Source organism: Sphingobium jiangsuense (assembly GCF_014196495.1).
Lineage (GTDB): Bacteria > Pseudomonadota > Alphaproteobacteria > Sphingomonadales > Sphingomonadaceae > Sphingobium > Sphingobium jiangsuense.
On the sequence record NZ_JACIDT010000003.1, the window covers coordinates 364,081 to 380,242 of the forward strand.

13 protein-coding genes are annotated in these 16,162 nt (G+C 65.8%); 6 read left to right on the top strand and 7 right to left on the bottom strand.

The window, feature by feature from the left end:
• Nucleotides 1–16: 16 nt before the first annotated feature.
• Together GGR43_RS06690 and GGR43_RS06695 are read right to left on the bottom strand one after the other, a co-directional pair.
• Nucleotides 17–667 (bottom strand): response regulator transcription factor, encoded by a 651-nt coding sequence (locus GGR43_RS06690; protein WP_188071156.1) that lies wholly within the window; start codon nucleotides 665–667, stop codon nucleotides 17–19.
• Nucleotides 630–2,123, bottom strand: a complete 1,494-nt coding sequence (locus GGR43_RS06695) for an ATP-binding protein (protein WP_246343377.1) — start codon at nucleotides 2,121–2,123, stop codon at nucleotides 630–632. Before GGR43_RS06695 ends, GGR43_RS06690 begins: the two co-directional genes overlap by 38 nt.
• A gap of 303 nt (nucleotides 2,124–2,426) precedes the next feature.
• Between GGR43_RS06695 and GGR43_RS06700 the strand changes: the two genes are divergently transcribed.
• Nucleotides 2,427–3,416 carry a zinc-dependent alcohol dehydrogenase family protein gene (locus GGR43_RS06700; RefSeq protein WP_348538650.1) on the top strand — a complete coding sequence of 330 codons (990 nt, stop codon included), beginning with the start codon at nucleotides 2,427–2,429 and terminating at the stop codon, nucleotides 3,414–3,416.
• 196 nt (nucleotides 3,417–3,612) lie between these two features.
• On the opposite strand, the gene GGR43_RS06705 is transcribed toward GGR43_RS06700, so the two are convergent.
• The 4 genes from GGR43_RS06705 to GGR43_RS06720 form a co-directional block, all read right to left on the bottom strand.
• Complete coding sequence (locus tag GGR43_RS06705) at nucleotides 3,613–4,770, bottom strand: efflux RND transporter periplasmic adaptor subunit (protein WP_246343379.1); 1,158 nt, start codon at nucleotides 4,768–4,770, stop codon at nucleotides 3,613–3,615.
• Nucleotides 4,767–7,130 carry an ABC transporter permease gene (locus tag GGR43_RS06710; protein ID WP_188071157.1) on the bottom strand — a complete coding sequence of 788 codons (2,364 nt, stop codon included), beginning with the start codon at nucleotides 7,128–7,130 and terminating at the stop codon, nucleotides 4,767–4,769. The genes GGR43_RS06705 and GGR43_RS06710 overlap by 4 nt, the downstream gene beginning before the upstream one ends.
• On the bottom strand, nucleotides 7,127–7,870 hold the full coding sequence (locus tag GGR43_RS06715; RefSeq protein WP_188071158.1) for an ABC transporter ATP-binding protein: 744 nt from the start codon (nucleotides 7,868–7,870) through the stop codon (nucleotides 7,127–7,129). The genes GGR43_RS06710 and GGR43_RS06715 overlap by 4 nt, the downstream gene beginning before the upstream one ends.
• A gap of 111 nt (nucleotides 7,871–7,981) precedes the next feature.
• Nucleotides 7,982–9,622: an MBL fold metallo-hydrolase gene (locus tag GGR43_RS06720; protein WP_223177316.1), complete on the bottom strand. Its 1,641-nt coding sequence runs from the start codon at nucleotides 9,620–9,622 to the stop codon at nucleotides 7,982–7,984.
• Nucleotides 9,623–9,774: 152 nt separating this feature from the next.
• Between GGR43_RS06720 and def the strand changes: the two genes are divergently transcribed.
• Nucleotides 9,775–10,314 carry a peptide deformylase gene (def, locus tag GGR43_RS06725; protein WP_188071159.1) on the top strand — a complete coding sequence of 180 codons (540 nt, stop codon included), beginning with the start codon at nucleotides 9,775–9,777 and terminating at the stop codon, nucleotides 10,312–10,314.
• 2 nt (nucleotides 10,315–10,316) lie between these two features.
• On the opposite strand, the gene GGR43_RS06730 is transcribed toward def, so the two are convergent.
• Entirely contained in the window at nucleotides 10,317–11,051 is a 735-nt protein-coding gene (locus tag GGR43_RS06730; RefSeq protein WP_188071160.1) for a DUF72 domain-containing protein, read from the bottom strand.
• Between the two features lie 398 nt (nucleotides 11,052–11,449).
• On the opposite strand from GGR43_RS06730, the gene GGR43_RS06735 reads away from it, so the two are divergent.
• The 4 genes from GGR43_RS06735 to GGR43_RS23720 all read left to right on the top strand — a co-directional run bounded on the left by GGR43_RS06735 (nucleotide 11,450) and on the right by GGR43_RS23720 (nucleotide 15,777).
• Nucleotides 11,450–13,297 (top strand): HAMP domain-containing methyl-accepting chemotaxis protein, encoded by a 1,848-nt coding sequence (locus GGR43_RS06735; RefSeq protein ID WP_188071161.1) that lies wholly within the window; start codon nucleotides 11,450–11,452, stop codon nucleotides 13,295–13,297.
• A gap of 211 nt (nucleotides 13,298–13,508) precedes the next feature.
• Nucleotides 13,509–14,453 carry an IS1595 family transposase gene (locus GGR43_RS06740; RefSeq protein ID WP_188071162.1) on the top strand — a complete coding sequence of 315 codons (945 nt, stop codon included), beginning with the start codon at nucleotides 13,509–13,511 and terminating at the stop codon, nucleotides 14,451–14,453.
• A 215-nt stretch (nucleotides 14,454–14,668) separates the two neighbouring features.
• Entirely contained in the window at nucleotides 14,669–15,220 is a 552-nt protein-coding gene (locus GGR43_RS06745; protein WP_188071163.1) for a hypothetical protein, read from the top strand.
• A 422-nt stretch (nucleotides 15,221–15,642) separates the two neighbouring features.
• Nucleotides 15,643–15,777 carry a hypothetical protein gene (locus GGR43_RS23720; RefSeq protein ID WP_281392429.1) on the top strand — a complete coding sequence of 45 codons (135 nt, stop codon included), beginning with the start codon at nucleotides 15,643–15,645 and terminating at the stop codon, nucleotides 15,775–15,777.
• Nucleotides 15,778–16,162: the final 385 nt, after the last annotated feature.

Genomic DNA, 16,162 nt, shown 5'->3' on the forward strand with positions numbered 1-16,162 from the left:
AAATTGGGAGATGTACCTAGGCGCTCTCCCGGCCGCGCGGCCCCCCGTCGCGCGGCGCGCCCATGCCGGCGGCGAAGGCGATGCGCAGCGCGTCGGAAAGGCTGCGCACCTCCAGCTTGGCCATGACATTGGCGCGGTGCACTTCGACCGTTCGCGGCGAAATGCCGAGGTCATAGGCGATCGCCTTGTTGGGAAGCCCGCGCGCAAGGCCCTCCAGTACGTCGCGCTCGCGCGGGGTGAGCACGTGCAGGATCGTCTCCGCTTCGGCCGCGCGCGCCGCAGCGCCATCGGCCGCGACCAGATGCTCGAACGCGGTTTCGATGGCCTTGACGAGCACCGCCTTCTCGAACGGCTTTTCCAGAAAGTCGACCGCGCCCGCCTTCATCGCGCGCACGGCGATGGGGATGTTGCCGTGGCCGGTCATGATGATGACGGGCATGGTCACGCCGCGCTCTGCGAGCACGCGCTGCATCTCCATGCCGTCGAGGCCCGGCAGGCGGATGTCGAGCAGCACGCAGCCATGCCCCGCATGTCGCACCTCTTTCAGGAAGGCGCCGCCGGAAGGCCAGCTTTCGACCGCATAGCCGCAGCTTTTCAGCATATAGGCCGCGGATTTCCTGACCGCCTCGTCATCGTCGACAATGTGAACGAGCTTCCTGTCCTCCATGGCGTTCCTCTGTTTGCGCGCGCGCGAGCGTGAAGTGGAAATGGGTTCCACCCCCCTGGCGGGGCTCCATCCAGATGCGGCCGCCATTGGCCTCCACGATGGTGCGGCAGATCGACAGGCCCAGCCCCATGCCTTCGGACTTGGTGCTCACGAACGCGCGGAAGAGCTGCTTGGCCACTTCGGGCGCGATCCCGGCGCCGGTGTCGGTCACCGTCACGCGGACGAAGCCGGGCCGGTCGGGGCGGCTGGCGATGACGAGGCGTCTTTCCGGGGTGCTGCCCATCGCCTCGCAGCCGTTGCGGATCAGGTTGATGAGGACCTGCTGGATCTGCACCTTGTCCACCAGGACGGACGCGTCGCCGGGGGCGAGGTCGAACACCGCCTCTATGCCCTTCTCGCGGGTGCCCATCAGCCCCAGCACCGCCGCCTCGTGGATCAGGTCGGGCAGCGGCTCGATCGTCTTTTCCACATCGCCCCGCGCCACGAAATCCCGCAGCCGCCGCACGATCTGGCCCGCCCGCATCGCCTCGCGCGCGGTTTCGTCCAGTGCGCCGCGCATCGCCGGAAATTCCGCCGGACGCGGATCGGCGAGCTGGTCGCGGACCGCCTCGACATAATTGGCGATGGCGGTGATCGGCTGGTTGAGTTCATGGGCGAGCGTGGACGCCATCGTCCCCATCGCGCTGACGCGCGCGACGTGGATCAGCTCGGATTGCAGGGCTTGCAACTGCTCCTCGGTATGCCGCTGCTCGGTCAGGTCGCGGATGAAGCCGGCAAAGCCGCGCAGCCGCCCCTCGCCGGTGAACAGCGCGGTTAAGGCGATGGCGGCGAGGAAGCGGGAGCCGTCCTTGCGCAGGCGCCAGTCCTCCCGCATGATCCTGCCCTCCGTCGCGGCGCGGGCGAGGTCCCTTTCCGGTTCGCCCGCCGCGATCGCATCGGGCGGGTAGAAGGCGGACAGCGGCAGGCTCCTGGCCTCGGCTTCGCTCCACCCCAGCAGCCGTTCCGCGCCGCGGTTCCAGATCGTGACCCGGCCCGTCGCGTCCAGCATGCAGATCGCATGGCCCTGCGCGCCATCGATCAGCAGGTTCAGTTCCTCCGCCAGCTCTTCCGCATCATGCGTGCGCAGGCGGTTGAGGCGCTCGGCTTCGGCGATCCTGCGGCGCGAGCGGTTGACGATCTCTCCCAGCAGCACGACGCCCGCCGCGACGAACAGGAACAGCAGGCCCTCCAGCCGGTCGCCCATGCCGGGCTGGCGGGCCCCGGCGAAGCCATGGACCAGCACGAAGGAAAGCAGCGTGGCGAGGATCGCCGGGCCGAGGCCGCACCACAGCGCCGCCGCCAGTATCGCCGGCACGAAGGGCAGGAAGGGCGCGCGGTCGCCCAGCCACGGCTCGACCGCAGCCCGCAGCGCCGCCATCAGCAGCACGACCAGCGCGGCGGCCAGATAGCGCGGCAAGGGCGATCGGTTCCCTGTCGGCTCCCCTGTGGGCATGGCGGACCTCTCTTCGCTGGACCGGGACAGACCCGATTCGAAAAGACTCACATGCGCGCCCGAAGCAGCGGCAGCTTAACCGCCTTCGACCGGGAATTAAATGGAGCGGCCCGGCGAGCGGGGCGGTTCCTGCGCCTGAATGGTTGAAAAGCATGGCGACCGGATGGCCGCGGGGCCGTCGCCTTCGTCCTGTCCGCGCCGACATGACGGGGAGGCTCTTGCCGCGCCGGGACGGGCGGTGGATAAGCAGGGTGAGGGAGAGACGCGATGACGCTGATGACCGCGATGCAGATCGACGCGCCCGGCCGGCCCCTGCGGCGCGTGCAGCGGGAGGTGCCGCGTCCCGGACCGGGCGAGCTGCTCGTGCGGGTAGTGGCCTGCGGCGTGTGCCGCACCGACCTGCATGTGCTCGACGGCGAGGTAGCGGCGACCTATCCGATCATTCCGGGGCATGAGATCGTCGGCCATGTGATCGAGGCGGGCGCGGGAACGGAAGGGTTCGCGCCGGGCCAGCGGGTCGGCATACCGTGGCTCGGCCATACGTGCGGCGCCTGCTCCTATTGCCGCGCGGGGCAGGAAAATCTCTGCGACCATCCCCGCTTCACCGGCGCCACCCGCGACGGCGGCTATGCGACCCATGTTATCGCCGACACGCGCTATTGCTTCGCCCTGCCGGACGGCTTTTCCGATGTCGAGGCGGCGCCGCTGCTCTGCGCCGGGCTGATCGGCTGGCGCGCGCTGCGGCTGGCGGGGGAGGGGCGGCGCCTCGGCCTCTACGGCTTCGGCGCGGCCGCGCATATTCTCGCACAGGTGGCGCTGTGGCAGGGGCGCGAGGTCTATGCCTTCACCCGCGAGGGCGACGGGGAGGCGCAGGCCTTCGCGCGCTCGCTGGGCTGCGTCTGGGCGGGCGCGTCGTCGGAGCGGCCGCCCGAACCGCTCGACGCCGCGCTGATCTTCGCGCCGGTGGGCGCGCTGGTGCCGCTGGCGCTGAAGGCGCTGCGCAAGGGCGGACGATGCGTGTGCGCGGGCATCCACATGAGCGATATTCCGGCCTTTCCCTATGCCGATCTGTGGGAGGAACGGCACATCCTTTCGGTCGCCAACCTGACCCGCGAGGACGGCGTGTCCTTTCTGGAGATCGCGCAGCAGGCCGGCATCCGCACGGTGACGGAGGCGTTCCCACTGGAGGAGGCGAATGCAGCGCTGGAGCGGCTGCGGTCGGGGGCGCTTACCGGGGCAGCGGTGCTGGTGCCGTAGGGTTGGCGCAGGGTGTCCGCTTTCGGCCAAGAGCTGACCTCTCGCCTCCATCGTCACCCTGAACTTGTTTCAGGGTCCATTTCACCGGATTGAGCGGAGGAGCGTGGGGCTTGATGGATGCTGAAACAAGTTCAGCATGACGATTGGGTATGGCGGCTCTCCACCCAACCCGGTCCTCAGCCCATCGCTCCCACCATCAGCGCGCGGTAATCCTCGCCCCGTCGGCCAGCGCGTTGCCGGGGTTGAGGATGACCGTCTCCCCGGCGGAAAGGCCGCCCAGCACCTCGGCATATTCCTCGCTGATATGGCCGAGTTTCAGCGCGCGTTCCCGCGCCCGGCCGTCTGCGTCGACAAAGGCGCGCCAGCCGCCGTCCGTGCCCCGGAACAGCGCGCCGATCGGCACGCGCAGCGCGTCCTTGCTGCTCCACAGGATGATGGTCGCGTCGATCTGATAGCCATGGCCGAGACGCGCCGCCTGCCGGGCCGCCGCAGGATCGAAGCCGATGATGACGTTGACGCGCTGTTCCTCGATGCCGAGCGCGGAGACCTTCAGCCGCCCGAACGGCTCGATCCGCTTCACATGGCCGATCAGCGGCTCCGGCCCGCCCCAGGCGCGGATCTCCACCCGGTCGCCGGGCTTGGCCCGCACCGCCTCGCGTGAGAGCAGGTCGACCACCAGCTCGATCTTGCCGGGGTCGCCGATGGTCATGATCGGCGTGCCTTCGGCGATCACGCCCTCGCTTTCGGTGATGACGCTCAGCACCGATCCGCTCGCGGGCGCGCGCACCGCGACCGGAGCCTGCGCCGCCCGGCCCGAGGGATTGGCCAGCTGCGCCTCGATGCGCCGCACCTCGGCGCGGCCGGCCTGAAGCGACGCCTCGGCATTGGCGGTGCGGGTGCGGGCGGCCTCCAGCTGCGCGCGCGGAAGGAAACCCCGCCCGGCGATTTCCTCCGCCCGCGCCAGATCGCGGCGGGCCTGTGCCAGCGTCGCCGTCGCGCCGCTTTCCGCCGCCCGCGCCGCCGCGAGCGCGCCGCGCAACTCCTGTTCGCTGCGCGGATCGAGCGGGGTCGAAGGGCGGCCGGTCATCGTCGTGATCAGCGCGCCGCGCGCCACCCCGTCGCCCGCCTCCAGCTCTATGCGTGAAAGATAGCCGGTCACCGGGGCGGTGACGACATAGAGTTCCTCCGCCCGCGTGACGCCGTCGTCGGTGACGCCCACCGCCATCGGGCCGCGCCTCACCGTGCCGGTGTCGACCGGGGTCGGCTCCGGCCAGAAAGCGAAGGCGAGGCCCGCGAGCAGCAGCAGGCCGATCGCGGCAGCCCAGCGCCAGCGCTTCAACTTGTCCCACATCATTCGCGCGCCTTCAGAACCCGGACCATGTCGAGCTGCAGCACGCGGCGCCCGACGATGAGGGCGGTCGCGGTCGCCGCGGCGAGCACGATCAGGATGGAATAGCCATAGCTGGCGCGGGACGGGGCGAAAGGCAAGCGAAACAGGTCGGACCCGAACATCGCCGTCATCATCTGCGCCAGCCAATAGCCCGCGACACAGCCGACCGGCACGGCCAGCACGACCAACAGCGCCAGCTCGCCCAGCAGCACCATGCCGACCTCGGTGCGATGATAGCCGAGCACGCGCAGCGTCGCCAGTTCATGCGCCCGCTCCGAAAACAGGATGCGCGCACTGTTGTAGACCACGCCCACCGCGATGGCCGAGGCGAAGGAGACATAGAAGCCGAGCATGGTGAAGATATTCTCGTCGATCATCTGCTCGAACTTTCGCAGCGCGGCGTCGCGCTCCGTCACGCCCAGCACCACCGGCATGGTCTTGAGCTTCGCCAATATCCGGTCGCGCGCCGCCGGATCGATCCGCAGCAGCGCCGCGCCCGCGGGCGCGCCGTCGCGGGCGAGCGCCTGCAAGGTGGCGTCGGCGGCATAGGCGCGCTTGCCGATGAACTCGTCGATGATCCGCACCACCGGCAGGAAGGCGCGGGTGCGGCGGCCGCCGAGCATCTCGACCGTCACCCGCTCCCCGGTCTTCACGCCGAGCTTGTCCGCCAACTGGCGGCTCAGCATCAGGCCAGCGGGGGGCAGGTCGATTTCCTGCCCGTCGCCGTCGATCCTTGCGGTCAACACCGCCCCTTCCGGCGCGCTTTCGATCGCGCCGCGCTCCGTCCGGTTGCCATGGCTGATCTTCGCCGCCACGGCGCGCGTCGGCTCCACCCGCAGCACGCCCGGCATCTGGGCGAGCGCGTGCAGCACCGCCTCGTTGCGCGGCTCGATGAAGGTGATGGTCAGGTCCTGCCGCTGGCTGCGCAGGAACCAGGAATCGATCATCGTGCGGCTGGCGTCGACGAACTGCATGGTCGCGAACAGCAGCCCCATCGACAGCGCCACGCCCGTCACCGTGATCGCCGAGCGCCCCGGCCAGCGCGCGATATGGCGCACGATCATGTGGCCGATGGCGGAAAAGCCCGCCTTGCGTCCCAGCCGCTCGCCCCAGCCGCCGCGATAGACGGGCGGCGGGGGCGGGGTCATCGCCACCGCCGGGTTCAGCCGCACCGCCTCCTGCATGCCGCCCAGCGCGCCCAGCGCCGCCGCGCCCACCGACAACGCCGCCGCCCCGGCGAAGACGCCGGGCGAGATGTGGTAATAGAGGAAGGGGAAGTGGTAATATTCGGTGTAGAGCCGGGTCATGCCCCGGCCCATCCACACGCCCGCGACCGCGCCCAGCACCGTCGCCAGCACGGCGATGGCGAGCGCGAACTTCATATAATGCCAGCCGATCGCCCAGCCGGAATAGCCGAATGCCTTGATGAGGCCGATCTGCGTCCGTTCGGTGCGGATCATCCGCCCCAGCACGATATAGACGAGGAATATCGCCACCAGCAGGAAGATCGGCGGGATCACCTGGGTCAGCGCGTCGAGCTGCATCAGTTCATTGTCGAGGAAGGCGTGGGACAAATGATCGGCCCGGCCATAGGCGCCGCTGCCGCCATAGGGGGCGAGCAGCGCGTCCAGCTTGCGGATCACGTCGGCTTGCCGCGCGCCGCGTTCCAGCGTCACCGACAGCGCGTTGATCGCCTCGGTGCGGTCGGTGGCGGCCTCCAGCGCCTTCTCGCCCATCCAGAAGATGCCGAAGCGCCGGTCGTCGGGGATCAGGTCGCCGGGCGCGATCGCATAGATATAATCGGGCGCGAGGCCGATGCCGACTATGCGCAGCGGCTGCTTGCGCCCATAGATAAGCGCGTCGACGCCATCGCCGATGCCCAGCCCATTGGCCTTGGCGAACGCCTCGTCGACCACCGCCTCACCCGCATGGCCCGCTTCGGGCAGGCGCCCCTGCCGCAGCGTCAGCCGGTTGAGATGGGTGCGGCCATGCTCGTTGACCGAGTTGATGAGCGCGCGCACCGGTTCCACCCGGTCCGGGAAATCGAGCGTCGCATATTGGCGGATCGATCCTTCCGCGCGCCGGACGCCGGGGATCGCGGCGGCGCGCTGCACCACGCCGCGCGGCGCGCGGGTCATCTCGGCGAATACGTCGGCGAAGGCGTTGCGCGCATAATAGGCGTCGCGCGTCTCGGTGAGCGAACGGTGCACGCCCATCGACAGCACGAAGGTCGCCGTCGCGGCCGCCAGCACCAGCGCGATCGCGAACACCTGTCCCCGCATCCGCCACAGGTCGCGCAGCAGCTTGCGGTCGAGCGCCGTCACCAGCTTATCTCCGACGGGGCGATGGGATGTTCGTTCACCTCCGTCCGCGCGATCCGCCCGTCGAGGAAATGGAACACGCGGTCGGCCATCGCCGCGATGCCGACATTATGGGTGATGATCACCACCGTCGCGCCCAGCTCCCGGTTCGCGCGCGCCAGTGTTTCCAGCACGCGGATGCCGGTCTTGCTGTCGAGCGCGCCGGTCGGCTCGTCGCACAGCAGCACGCCCGGCTGCTTGGCGACCGCGCGGGCGACGGCGACGCGCTGCTGCTCGCCGCCGGAAAGCTGCGCGGGATAATGATCGCGCCGCTCGGCGAGGCCGACCAGCGCCAGCGCCTCGGCCGGGTCCATCGGATTGTCGGCTATGTTGGTGACGAGCCGCACATTCTCCTCCGCCGTCAGGCTGGGGATCAGGTTGTAGAACTGGAAGATGAAGCCGACCTCGGCCCGGCGGAAACGGGTCAGCGCCTTGTCGTCCAGCGCGGTGAGATCGGTGTCGCCATAGAAGAGCCTGCCCGATGTCGCGCGGTCCAGTCCGCCGATGATGTTGAGCAGCGTCGACTTGCCGCTGCCCGACGGCCCCAGCAGCACCAGCATCTCGCCCGCCGGAATGGCGAGGTCGACGCCGCGCAGCGCATGCACCTCGGTCTCGCCGGTGCGGTATATCTTGCGCAGTTCTTCGCCCCGGAAGGCGAGGCCGCGGCTCTGGCCGCTCTCCTGCCCGGCGGGGCGCTCCGTCATGATCGGGCCGCGATGCGGTCGGGGAAGTTCATCTGGCCTCTGCTCCGGTCCCTGCCGTCTCGGCGCGCGGCCATAGTAGCCGCGTGGATGGGCAAGGCAAGGTGCTGCCGATCACGCGCGCCCGGCGCGGCGGGAGGCGGGGGCGGTGTTGCGCCTGCGCCGCTCCTCCCGCACCGCGTTGTAGCTGTCGAGCACCCGGCGCATGTCGGCCAGCGCCTCGCGCCGGGCGCGCTCGCCGCGTATCTTGCCGAGGTTCCGCTTCAGGTTGGTGATGAAGTCGGCATAGTCGTTCTGCCAATCCTCGCCGACCAGTTCCTCCAGATCCACCCGCCCGGTGTGCAGCCGCCGGGCAGGCGCGCCGGTCGGCAGCGCCCAGGTTTCGCCGATGCGGGGCGCGATCACGCTCGCCGCCGGATCGTCGGCGGCGACGAGCGCGCGCAGCCCCTCGACCGCCTCCGGCTCGCCATGGCTCAGGAACAGGCTGCCCGCTATCGGGCGGCGCGCGCGGATCCAGCCGTGCAGCTCCTCCTGATCGGCATGGGCGGAATAGCTGTCGATCCGGCGGATCTGCGCGCGCACATTGATGTCGTCGCCGGAAATGCGCACCCGCTGCGCGTCGTCGAGGATGACCCGTCCCAGCGACCCCCTCGCCTGAAAGCCGACGAAGAGGACAGTGGATTCGCGCCGGAACAGGTTGTGTTTCAGGTGATGGCGGATGCGCCCGGCCTCGCACATGCCGGATGCGGCCAGGATGATCGCGCCCGACATGCTGTTGAGGCGGATCGACGCGGCGGCCTCTTCCACATAATGGATGGACGGATGGTCGAAGATGGCGCGGTCGCCCATGTCCTCCAGATCGGCGGCATGGGCGGCGAACACCTTGGTGGCGCGGCTGGCCAGCGGGGAATCGACGAAGATCGGCACATTGGGGATGCGGTTGTCGTCGGCCAGATGGGCGAGGTCGAGCAGCAGCTCCTGCGTCCGCTCCAGCGCGAAGACCGGGATGATGAGGTTGCCGCCGCGCGCCAGCGCCGCCTTCACCTCCCGCTCCAGCAGGTCGCGGCGCTGCGCGATGGTCAGCTTCTCCCGCGCGCGGTTGCCGTAGGTGGATTCGCACACCAGATGATCGACGCCGACCGGGGCGGCCGGGTCCGGGTGGAAGGCCTTGTTGTCGGGGCCGAGGTCGCCGGACAGCAGCAGGCGGGTGCCGCCCGCCTCGATCTCCACCGAGGCGGAACCCAATATATGCCCCGCATTCCACAGCCGCGCGCGAAAGCCGGGGGCGGGTTCGAACCAGTCGCACAGCTTCACCGGACGGCACATCCGCCACGCCCGCAGCGCGTCCTGCTCGGTATAGAGCGGCTGGAAGCCGGGGTCGCCCGCGCGGTCGCGCCGCCGGTTGCGCCGGTCCGCCTCGCTTTCCTGAATGCGCCCGGCGTCGGCCAGCATATATTCCAGCAGGTCGGTGGTGGCGGGCGTGCACCAGATCGCCTTGTCATAGCCCTGCGCCGCCAGCTTCGGCAGCAGCCCGCAATGATCGATATGCGCATGGGTCAGCACCACCGCGTCGATCTCGGCGGGGTCGAAGGAAAAGGCGCCGTGGTTCAGCGTTTCCAGATTGCGCGATCCCTGGAACATGCCGCAATCGACAAGGATGGAGTGACCGCCCAGTTCCAGTTCCATGCAGGACCCGGTCACCGTTCCGGCCGCGCCGTGAAACCTGATCGTCAACTCCCTGGCGGATGCGCGCATCGGCAAAACCTCTCCTGTCCTTGTCCTCCTTTCGTCTATACCGGCTTCGCGCGGCGATGCAGCCGCTAATTCCCGAAGGCGGCCGGATTTCAAAAGCGGCGCCGCAGGGGTATAAGCGGGCAGGGCAAGATGCAGGCGCAAGGGGAAAGGCCATGATCCGCGAGATAGTGAAGATGGGCGATCCCCGGCTGTTGCGGGTGGCAAGGCCGGTCGCGGATATCCACGACCCCGCATTGAAGGCGATCATCGCCGACATGTACGAAACCATGCACGCGGCCAATGGCGTCGGCCTTGCCGCGCCGCAGATCGGCGTCGACCTGCGCCTGATGATCTTCGGCTTCACCGCCAACCCGCGCTATCCCGAAGCCGAGCCGGTGCCGGTGACGACGCTCATCAACCCGTGGATCGAGGTGCTGACCGACGAAACCGAGGAGGATTGGGAAGGCTGCCTTTCCGTGCCCGGCCTGCGCGGCATGGTCCCGCGCGCGACGCATATCCGCTATGGCGGCCTGCTGGAGGACGGGACCGAGCTGGTACGCGAGGTGGAGGGTTTCCACGCCCGCGTCTTCCAGCATGAGTTCGACCATCTGAACGGCATACTCTATCCGCAGCGCATCCGGGACATGAGCCGCTTCGGCTTCATCGACGCGCTGTTTCCGGCAACCGAGCTGGCGGCGCTGGAAACGGAGTGAGATCAGTGCGGCGTTGCGGCCAGCCGCTCGCCCAGCGCAAGGGCGTCGCCGGTGGCGGCGAAGGCGGCGGTATTGTCGAATATGCACCAGGGCGGCTCTGCCGCCGCGCTTTCGTGCGCGAGCAGCGCGGCATAGGCGTCGAGCCGGTCCGCCTCATAGGGCGAGCGGTACATGACCGGCGAGCCGTGCAGCCGCCAATAGGACAGGCCGCGCCAGCTGCCCGGCACGGCCGCCGCCGGTACCGGGGCGGGATCGGCGGCGACCCGCGCGACGCCGAGCCGCGCGAGCAGTCGGGCGGGCCCGGCCTCGAACCAGCTCGCGTGCCGTGGCTCGCAGACTACCCGCGCGCGCGTCGCGGCGGTGAGGCGGGCGAGGAAATCCTCGGCCGTGGCGGGGTCGAAGGCGAGGCTGGGCGGCAGCTGGACCAGCAGCACGCCGAGCTTTTCGCCAAGGCCGGAGGTTTCGTCCAGCAGCCGCGCGATCAGGTCGCCGCACTCGCGCAGCCTGCGCTTATGGGTGATCGCGCGGGGGACCTTGACCGCGAACCGGAAATCGCGCGGCACGATCGACGCCCAGCGGGTCCATGTCGTGGGACGGTGCGACCGGTAGAAGGAGGAGTTGACCTCCACGCAGGAAAAGCGCGCGGCATAGCGTTCGAGCCCGAAGCCCTCGCGTGGGAAATGATGTGCATGATGCGAGGCGATGCTCCACCCCGCCGTTCCGATCCTGACAGGCATATGCGTTCAACGCGGAAAGGGTGCAAATGATGCATGTTCTGTTTATCGGAACGATATTCCTGTGATTCGCAGGGGCTTCTATTCTATTCCCTTGAATTCAAATCGAAAAAATAGACACCCTGAAGAAAAGGAAAACCAAATCAAGATCATGGCCTTCGCCTGTCCGGAACCAATGCTTTCTTGACCGATCCGTAGTAACGCCGGTTATCATGTTTTTTTCTCATAAAAGAACAATGGATTAAGCCGATGCTGACTGTAGATATCGGCCTCTGATGCCGGATTTCATCCATATTTAACCGCATTTTCGTAAGAAACGGCCGAACGCATGCGCGCTCCGGCTGAACGGGCAGTCGGCGCGTGCAGGAATAATGGCGTTATTCGACAGGAACTTTCCGCACATGAAAATCGGACACAGGCTCTCGGCGGCTTTCTTCCTCATTCTGGCCATGCTGGTCGGCATCAGCGTCGTCAGCATCTATAATGTCAGGCAGATCGACAGGATGCTGACCACGATCAACGACGTGAACAGCATCAAGCAACGCTATGCGATCAACTTCCGCGGCAGCGTGCACGACCGGGCGATCGCGCTGCGCGACGTCACGCTGCTGTCCGATCCCGCCGATGTGCGGGCGGCGCTGGCGGAGATCGAGACGCTGACGGCCAAATATGCGCAGTCGGCAAAGCCGCTCGACGAGATCATGGCCGATGCGTCCCGCGCTGACGCGCGCGAACGCGCGATCCTTGCGTCGATCAAGGAAACCGAAACCCGGACCCTGCCGGTGATCGAGCGGGTGATCGCCATCGCCGGTTCCGGCAATGTGGAGCAGGCGCGCTCGGTGCTGGTCGCCGATGCGCGGCCGCTGTTCGTGGAATGGCTCGACCGGATCAACCAGTTCATCGACCTTCAGGAAGAGATGAACAAGGCGATCACGGCCGACGCCCGCGCGCTGTCCAGCGGCTTCGAGCAGTTCGCCGTTGCCATGGGCATCTGCGCGATACTGTGCGGCCTCGTCATCGCCTGGTGGTCGATGGGCGCCATCCGCCCGCTCAACAACCTCACCCGCATCATCGGCCGGGTGGCGGAGGGCGATCTTTCCGTCGACGTCGCCCATACCGGGCGGCGGGACGAGGTCGGCTCCATGGCCAAGGCGGTCGAGGTGCTGCGCGAAAAGAGCCTCGCCTCGCGCGAACTGGCGGAACGGACCGCCGAGATGCAGCGCAAGGTGTCCGAGGAGCAGGAACTGGTGGTCAACGGCCTCGCCACGGCGCTGCGCTCGCTGGCGGACAGGAACCTGGGCTATCGCATCGCGGACGAATTCCCCGGCGAATATGCGAAGCTGAAGAAGGACTTCAACGACGCCCTGCAATCGCTTCAGGACGTGATGGTGACCATTGCCGACAATGCGCAGGCGGTCCGCAGCGGATCGAACGCGATCAGCCATGCCGCCGACGACCTGTCCTACCGCACCGAGCAGCAGGCGGCGGCGCTTCAGCAGACGGCGACGGCGGTGAGCGAGATCACCGACGCGATCCGCGAGACCGCGCAGGGGGCGGGGCAGGTCAACCAGTCCGTCGCCGGCGCGACGGAGGATGCCGCGGGCGGCCGTCAACTGGCGCGCGAGGCGATCGGGGCGATGGACGACATCCAGAAATCCGCGCAGGAAATCGCGCAGATCACCAATGTGATCGACGGCATCGCCTTCCAGACCAACCTGCTGGCGCTCAACGCCGGGGTGGAGGCGGCGCGCGCCGGGGATGCGGGCAGGGGCTTCGCGGTCGTCGCCAGCGAGGTGCGGGCGCTCGCCCAGCGCTCCTCCGACGCGGCCAGCCATATCAAGAAGCTTATCGAATCCAGTTCGACCCAGGTCGCCAAGGGCGTCGACCTGGTCACCGAGACCGGCCATGCGCTCGACCGGATCGTCGCGAAGGTGGAAAATATCGCCGGGCTGGTGAACCAGATATCGGTTTCCACCGAGGATCAGGCCCGCAACATGCACAGCATCAACCAGGCCGTGGGCGACATGGACAAGATGACGCACCAGAACACGGCGATGGTGGAGCAATCGACCGAAGCTTCCCGCAGCCTCGCCTCGGAAGCCAATGAGATGGCGGGCCTGCTGACCCAGTTCAATCTGGGGCGAAGGGCCGACAAGTCGTCCCCCGTCGCGGCGTTCGCGGCATCCGCGCGCGCGCCGTCATGGCCGCGCGGCGACAGCGACCGGGATGACTTCGCGCTCGCGAGTTGAGGTTTGAGTGCCGTCCTGTCGGCATGGCGCCGACAGGGCGGCGTGGTCTGCTGCCCGATGCTTCGGGTGACATGCAGGGGCGCTCGCCTTGCTGCCTGGATAACTGAACTTTCATGGAGAGAAGGTGGTGGACGCACTTTTTTTTTGGCGATTATGCACTTTACAAACCCATGCTAAAACGGTAGGAATGATGGCAAGGAGTTAAGCCGTCATGTCCGTTCTGTCCGCCCCGCACTTTCACGACGAAGCCAAGGCTTTCGAGTATCTGGAAAGCGTCATTTGGGCGGACGGCGTGACCTGTCCGCACTGTGGCGTGGTTGGTGGTCGCGTCTATGACCTGTCGGGCGTCCGCGGCTCCAAGAGCGCGAAGAACCCGGAAGGCGCGATCCGCCACGGTCTCAAGAAGTGTGGTGAGTGCCGCAAGCAATTCACCGTAAAGGTTGGCACTGTGTTCGAGCATGCTCGCATGCCGCTCTACAAGATGCTCCAGGCTGTTCACCTGATCGTGTCCAGCAAGAAGGGCATCAGCGCTCACCAGCTTAGCCGCGTTCTGGAAGTCCAGTATAAGAGCGCGTGGTTTCTGGCTCACCGTATCCGCGAAGCCATGCGTTCGGGTGACCTCGCCCCTTTCGGTGGCAATGGCGGCATCGTTGAAGTGGACGAGACTTTTATCGGCAAGCTGAAAGGCGTCGAGAAGAAGCGCGCTTTCCACCACAAAATGAAGGTTCTCGCGCTGGTGGATCGTGAGACTGGCAAGGCCCGCACCATGGTCATTGACGATGTGAAGGCCGAAACCCTCATGCCGATCGTGCTGGAGAACGTCGCCCGCGAAACGCGCATCATGACCGACGAGCATAGCGGCTATCGTTCGATGAAGGATCATTTCATCAGCCATGGCACCACCAGCCATGGCAAGGGTCAGTATGTCGATCTGGCCGACCGCACGATTCACAGCAACACTGTGGAGGGCTATTTCTCGATCTTCAAGCGCGGCATGAAGGGTGTCTATCAGCATTGTGGCGAGCAGCATCTACACCGCTATCTGGCTGAATTTGAGTTCCGCTATAACAATCGCGCCGCGTTAGGCGTCAATGATCGCCAGCGAGCAGCTGAAGGCTTGAAGGGCATCGTAGGCAAGCGACTGACTTACGGGTGAACTAGTGAAGCCCTGCAGAGTAATCTGCAAAGAAAGCGCAAAACCGAGATGATGCAGAGAAAAATGCAGAGTTATGCCAGTGTTGGCATTGACGCGACGCCACGAATCATGCTTTAACGCATATCGGCCCGCACCTTCATAGAAGGTCGGGCCGATATTGGGATGTTAGCGCAGTTTGCCGACGTAGCTAGCACCCCGTCGTTTGGAGCTTCTGTATGCCGGATCATGTCGATTCTGTAAAGGACTACTTGCGCCTCATGGAAGGCTGGCAAGCTGAGGCGGAGCGAAAGGGTGATGCTCGCGCCGTCGCTCGTTATGACAGCAGGATACAGTTCCTCAACGCGATTGTCAGCGAGCTTGAGCAGCTTCGTCGCATTACTAAACCCATTCCTGCATCATATGGTGATCTTAGTGATTTGCCTCCGGAACTCATGAAAGAGCTATCCGGAGTAAAGGTCGATGACCTTGAGCAGCAAATTTACACCATCATAAAAAGTGGTGGCGCCGAGGTTGATCTGGACGCTGTGCTGATTGAGCTTTTCCGCCGATTTCAGGTCATCCAGACCCGGAAATTTCTCCAAAACAAGCTGTGGCGAATGGCTCAAAAGGAACTCATTTTTTCGGTTCCTGGGCGCAAAGGAATATATTCGGCAATCCAACCCGCCGAGCAAAGCCCTACCGAGAGCGAGGCCAATAATCCGTTTTCCGATTGGGATAATGCCAAACCAAACTTTGACAACGACCTAGATGAAGAGGTGCCTTTTTGATGTGCGAACGCCCCGCCATTTCTGACGGGGCGTTCTGAGTTCGGGCCTAGCATAGTGCGGCGTACCGGCTACCCACCTGACGCGCCGAGGGTGCAAGTCCCTCTAGGTCCACCCAGCTTCGGCGGTTCGTCATAAGACGCGCCGTGCGAAGCCTGACGCCTTGCGGCGACATTGCGAACGTAAGCGCTTCGCATTGTACTCGCAAGTTACGTCAGGTCAACCTGTGCAATGGAGGTAACCATGCCGCACAAGGAAGACCAATACATCTTTCGTAGGTGTATCACGTTGAAGAATGGTAAGCGGATTTGCATGCCCAATGGACGCGCCTTCCGCATTCCCGTTCGTACTGACCGAGCGAAGTAATCGACTTGAAGGATTGGCCGGGGGTTCACAGCCTCCGGCCTTTTCTGGTAAGGGGAGATATGGAAGATAAATCCCAACTCGACAAGTTCAAGGAAGCCGCCCGCGAGCTAGAGACGGACGATGACGAACAGCGCTTCAAGGAGAGGCTTGCCAAGGTTGTGAAGCATAAGCCGGTGGAGAAGCCGGAAACCTAGTCGCGGTCGAAGCACACCGGGCAAAGGTTAAACTCTCCGCTCACATATCCCTGATAGCTGACGAAGGGATTGTGGCAATGACTGCAAACTGCATCGGTTTTATCCGCTCGAACTGGCGTATCCCACATGTCGAGGCGAGGCATAGGGCGTTCGGTTGGATTGCGCTTCTTGTCCATGGCCATAACCTACCACCAGTCGGCTAACAGCCCCTTAATATGGCTGTGGTTTGTAAAGTGCATAATCGCCTTTTTTTAGGGCTCGAACCTAGGACCCGCTGATTAAGAGCTGAAATCAGAGGGTCCTTACGCTTCCGCATGCGTCCAAAAACTGCAGAAATCTGCGATTCATAGTCCGCATTGTTCTTGAAATGTTCGCCAGTATCCAC